Source organism: Granulicella aggregans (genome assembly GCF_025685565.1).
Lineage (GTDB): Bacteria > Acidobacteriota > Terriglobia > Terriglobales > Acidobacteriaceae > Edaphobacter > Edaphobacter aggregans_B.
Genome location: NZ_JAGSYE010000010.1, coordinates 1 through 5589, shown reverse-complemented (window position 1 = coordinate 5589; position 5589 = coordinate 1). Strand labels below are relative to the sequence as shown.

The 5589-nt window shown below is 56.0% G+C and carries 3 protein-coding genes; all 3 read left to right on the top strand.

Annotated elements, in window-relative coordinates; genetic code table 11:
• On the top strand, positions 1-1170 hold a 1170-nt coding region (locus OHL18_RS23130; protein WP_317890528.1), incomplete at its 5' end, for an efflux RND transporter periplasmic adaptor subunit.
• A 2-nt stretch (positions 1171-1172) separates the two neighbouring features.
• A complete protein-coding gene (locus OHL18_RS23125; RefSeq protein ID WP_263377245.1) occupies positions 1173-4400 on the top strand; it encodes an efflux RND transporter permease subunit in 3228 nt (1075 codons plus the stop codon).
• On the top strand, positions 4397-5589 hold a 1193-nt coding region (locus OHL18_RS23120; RefSeq protein ID WP_263377244.1), incomplete at its 3' end, for an efflux transporter outer membrane subunit. The genes OHL18_RS23125 and OHL18_RS23120, both read left to right, overlap by 4 nt.

Here is a 5589-nt window from a genome sequence, read left to right as displayed (position 1 = left end):
AAATGTCGAACCTGTCAGCTAATTACGGCGACTCTTTATCTCTTACTGATCGCCGGATGTCGCAAGGCTGCGCCACCCGCAACGCCTCCCTTAGCGGTCGATACGATAGCCGCAAGCGTTCAAACTGTGCCGGTGATCGGCAGTTGGGTGGCCACACTCGACGGTATGGTCAATGCCGACATCCAGCCCCAGGTGGGGGGCTATGTCATTCGCCAAGACTACAAAGAAGGCACCGTTGTCCGAAAAGGACAAGTGCTCTTTGAGATCGATCCACGTCCCTGGCAGGCTACTCAAGATCAGGCAAGCGGGTCGCTGGCTCAAGCGAAAGCGCAGTACAAGCTGGCGACTATCAACGTCCTTCGCGATACGCCTCTAGTGCAGGCGCAAGCCTACGCGCAGAGTTCCCTCGATACAGAACTTGGAACGCAGGAAGCTGATAAAGCCTCGGTAGAGAGTGCTGAGGCAACGCTGGAGTCTGCGAAGCTCAATGTGGGATTCACGAAAGTCAGGTCGCTCATTGATGGCGTAGCCGGTCAAGCCGCAATCCAGGTCGGCAATCTGGTATCCACGACTTCTCAGTTGGTGGAGGTCTCCCAGCTCAATCCAATCAAGGTTTATTTCTTCATCAGCGAGCAGGAGTATATGTCGCTCTCAGCCCGCGCCCGCGGCATGGGAAAGACTGACCTCCTAAGCACCGGCGACACACTTCCCCTGACATTGACTCTGGCAGACAACCAAACGTACTCGAAGACGGGTCACGTCATCTCCGTTGACCGTGCAGTGACCACGCAGACTGGGAGCATTCGTATTGCTGCAAGTTTTGCCAATCCTGGCAATGTGCTCCGGCCAAGTCAATTCGGGACGGTTTCGGCTCAAACGAACGTGCTGAAAGATGCCGTCATCATTCCGCAGCGGGCCGTGAACGAATTGCAAGGGTTGTACCAGGTCGTAGTGGTGGGAGCGGACAACATCGCCCATCTGCGGACCGTCACACTCGGCCCTTCGATTGGGACAGACTCGGTCATCTTGACGGGTTTACGGGGTGGAGATCAGGTTGTCACAGAGGGTGTGGACAAGATTAAAGAAGGCACGAAGGTGGCACCGCATCTTGCCGCTTCATCGGCTCCTCCCGCAGCGCAACCACATGCCCAGAAGCCTGAGGGGAAGTAACCATGTCCAAGTTTTTTATCGGACGGCCCATCGTTGCCATTGTTATCGCTGTCCTGATGCTGATTGGCGGCATTGTCTCTATTTTGAGCCTGCCGACGGCTCAGTTTCCCGATATTGTCCCGCCAGAAATTGTCGTCAAGGCTACCTATCCCGGGGCGGATGCTAAGACTCTGGAGCAGTCCGTCATCACGCCGATTGAGCAGCAAGTGAACGGCGTGGACAACATGAACTATATGTACTCCACGAGTGCAAGTAATGGCTCGGCACAGCTAACGGTCGACTTTGATGTGAAGACCAAGCCGGATGACGACCAGATTCTGACCCAACTACGCGTCTCGCAGGCACAAAGTCAGTTACCGTCCGAGGTTCAACTTGGCGGCGTCACTGTCCAGAAGTCGCTTTCGTCGCCGTTCATGCTGCTTTCCGTCGCTTCGCCAAAATCCACCTACGACTCCACGTTTCTGGCGAACTACGCTTATATCAACATGGTGGACCAACTCGGCCGAGTCAAAGGCGTCGCTCAGGTGCAGGTCTTTGGCGCTGGTCAGTACGCACTGCGAATCTGGCTCAAGCCGGATCAGATGGCGAAGCTCGGGATCACGGTGACACAGATAACCAATGCCCTGTCGGTGCAAAATAACGTCAACCCGGCGGGCCAGATTAATGGTGAGCCTGTCCCCGGAAATCAGGATTTTACTTATAACGTGTTGTCGCAAAGCCGTCTGGTCAGCGTCGAGGAGTTTGGCGACATCATTCTGGTCTCGAACACAACCGGTTCGGTGCTTCATTTGAGGGACGTTGCGCGCATTGAGTTGGGTTCGCAGACCTACAATCTTTCTGGTCGTTTCAATGGCAAGCCTTCAGCCGTCATGGCCATTTATCAGCTTCCGGGATCGAATGCGGTGCAATGCGCGAAGGATGTTCGTGCCGCGCTCGCACTGCTCTCGACGCAGTTTCCTGCGGACATGGAAGCGAATGTGGCATTGGACACGACTGCGGCTGTCAACGCTGGCATTCACGACATTCTGACGACTCTGGTGATCGCACTGGTGCTTGTGATCCTTGTGGTCTACATCTTTCTCCAAAGCTGGCGCGCAACTTTGATCCCGCTGCTGGCTGTTCCGGTTGCACTCATCGCCACCTTTATGGTGTTCCCCGTGTTGGGGTTCTCCATCAATACGCTTTCTTTGCTGGGTTTGGTTCTGGCGATTGGGCTTGTTGTGGATGACGCCATTATTGTCGTGGAGGTGGTTACACGGCTGATTGAAGAGGGTATGACCCCACACGATGCTGCCATCAAGGGAATGGAAGAGGTCTCCAGCCCCGTCATCGCAATCGCGCTGATCCTATCTGCGGTGTTTGTGCCGACAGCGTTCATTCCGGGGATCACCGGTCGCCTGTATCAGCAGTTTTCAATCACGATCGCGATTTCGGTCATCTTCTCGGCCTTCAACGCGCTTACGCTTAGCCCTGCCTTGTGTGCGATGCTGCTGAAGCCAAAGTCTGAGAGCAAGAAAAAGTCGCTTCGGACGCGTTTCTTTGACAGCTTCAATCGTGTCTTTGGGCGCGTGACGGACAAATACATCAGTACATCTGGCTGGCTGGTGAGGAAGTCTGGAGTTGCTTTCGTAGTGCTGCTCTGCATCTCCGCATTGGCGCTTTATCTTGGCATCCGGCTACCCGGAGGATTCTTGCCGACAGAAGATCAGGGTTATGTCTTTGTTGGGCTTTCGCTTCCGCAAAGCTCCTCGTTGAAGCGGACGTCAGACGCCGCAAAGGATGTCGAGACGGCACTGATGAAGGTTCCCGGTGTCGATAGCGTCACTTCGGTCATCGGTTTCAGTCTGTTGAGCGGTACGCAGAGCACCTATAACGCCTTCTTCTTCGTCAGCCTGAAGGACTGGAGCAAACGCGAGTCGCACGATGAGCAATTCGCCGCCGTACAGAGCAATCTTACGCATACTCTTGGAGGAATCAAGCAAGGGATTGCGTTCTCGTTTCCCCCGCCGGCCATTCCAGGCGTGGGGAGTTCGGGTGGTGTCACGATGGTGCTTGAAGACAGGACCGGGAAGAACGACGCCGCCTTCCTGACACAGAATGTGGACAAGTTCCTTGCAGCGGCTGGCAAACGTCCCGAGATTGCGGCTGTGATCCCAACGTATTACCCAAGCGTTCCGCAGATTCACGTCGAGGTGAACAAGGAAAAGGTATCGCAGCAACAGGTGGCCTTGAGCGATGTCTACACCACGCTTGGCGCGTTTCTGGGTGGAGACCTGGTGAACTACTTTAACCGCTTCGGGCGACAATGGCAGACTTACGTCGAAGCGGACGGAATATATCGACAGGACATCAAGAACATCGATCAGCTTTACGTTCAGTCCGCCAACGGTAGTCGTGTTCCACTGAGTGCGCTGGTCACCGTAAAACGCGTCACGGGGCCGGAGTTTACGACCCGCTTTAATGAATACGAGTCCGCCACGTTGACGATCAACGGCGCGCCCGGCTTCAGCTCAGGCCAGGTGATGACCGCACTCGAACAAGTGTTTAGGCAATCCATGCCGCAGGGTATGGGCTATGACTATGAGGGTCTGAGCTATCAAGAACATCAGGCAGACCTGGGAACGCCAGCGTGGGTGGTCTACGCCATCTCGATCTTCCTGTGCTTCCTGATACTGGCTGCTCAGTATGAGAGTTGGTCGCTGCCGTTCGGTGTTCTGCTCAGCACACCGGTGGCTATCTTTGGAGGCTACCTTGCGCTCACCCTCCGGCATCTGGAGAACGATGTTTATGCACAGATTGGCCTCGTGATGCTTATTGGGCTCGCCGCCAAGAACGCCATCTTGATCGTGGAGTTTGCAAAAGGAAAGTATGAAGAAGGTGAGAGCATCTATGACGCAACCCTCGCGGGTGCCAAGCTGCGCTTTCGCCCCATCCTCATGACGGCATTTGCGTTTATCTTCGGCTGCGTGCCGCTCTGGTTTGCGAGTGGGGCAGGAGGTGTTTCGCGTGAAATTCTGGGAACAATCGTCATCGGCGGGATGACTGCGGCGACACTGATCGCTGTCCTACTCGTTCCGGTCACATACTCCTTCTCAGAACGGATCTCACAGCGATTCGGCCCAACCCAGAGTGCGAGTCTCGATGAGAAGCACTCTCCTGCCGAACCCCCGCCCGTTGTGCCACCCACTGGCAATCCACCCGCAGCCGCTCCTTTGCCGGAGGCCGCATGAAACGGATTGCGCTTTCCCTTGCAGGCCTTGGCGCCATCGTTTTGGTCGTGGGGTGCAGGATGGGCCCGAATTACAAGCGCCCTGTCATTGCGAACAGTCCTGCCTCATTCCGTGGAATCACGGCCCCGGATATTCAGCAGGCACCGGGGGCTACGCCTCTGGGCGCACAGAAATGGAATACAGTCTTCACCGACCCCATACTCCAGGAACTCATCGCCGAAGCGATCAAGAACAATTACGACGTAAAGATCGCAGCTGACCGTGTGCTTGAGCAGCAAGCGCAGTTAGGCATAACGAGAGCTGCCCAATTCCCGACGCTCAGCCTTGGGGGAACGTTCACCGCGAGCGGCGGGAACAACACGAACGGCAGCAGCAGCACAACCAATAGCGGCACGAGCAATAGCGGCACCACCAGCAGTTCGACAACGGGCAACCATCAGTATGGAGGGATCACCGCCTCGGCGGCATGGAACCTCGACTTCTGGGGTTTGTACCGGCGACAGACAGAGGCCCAACGCGCCTACCTCCGGGCCACCATCTGGGCTCAACAAGCGACCTACAGCACTCTCGTAGAGGATGTGGCAACCGACTACTACGAACTTCGTACCCTGGATGCAGCGCTTGAAGTGACAAAGCAAACACGGGAAGCACGCCAGCGCACTCTTGACCTGACAAAGACTCTACAACGAGGCGGGAACGATACCCTCGCCGATGTAAAGCAAGCGGAGGAATTGCTCTACGCAGCGGAGGCCAACATTCCCGACTACGAACGTCAGATTGAACAGCAGGAGAACCAGTTGGCACTCCTGCTCGGTCGCAATCCAGGAGCGGTAAAACGCGGCTGGGCCATCGCCGACACACCGCATCCGGTAGCTGTTCCTGTCGGATTGCCGTCAGAACTGCTGGAACGAAGACCGGACATTCGTCGCGCCGAGGAACTGCTCGTACAGGCCAATGCGAATATCGGCGCCGCGAAAGCTCAGTTGTTCCCTCAGTTCTCACTCTCTGGAGAAGGCGGCACATCCAGCAGTCAGCTCAAAGCTCTCTTGGACTCGAAGAACTTTTACTATGAGGCCTACAGCAGCGTCAGCCAGTCGATCTTCGACGGCGGCAAGCTGCGGAATAATCTCCGGTACTACAGAGCGCAAGACCAGGAATATCTCGACACATATCAGCAGACCATCGCCGG

What these genes read in the sequence shown, in the direction of transcription:
- OHL18_RS23125 (WP_263377245.1), top strand. Translation starts at nt 1,173, where the DNA reads ATGTCCAAGTTTTTTATCGGACGGCCCATCGTTGCCATTGTTATCGCT.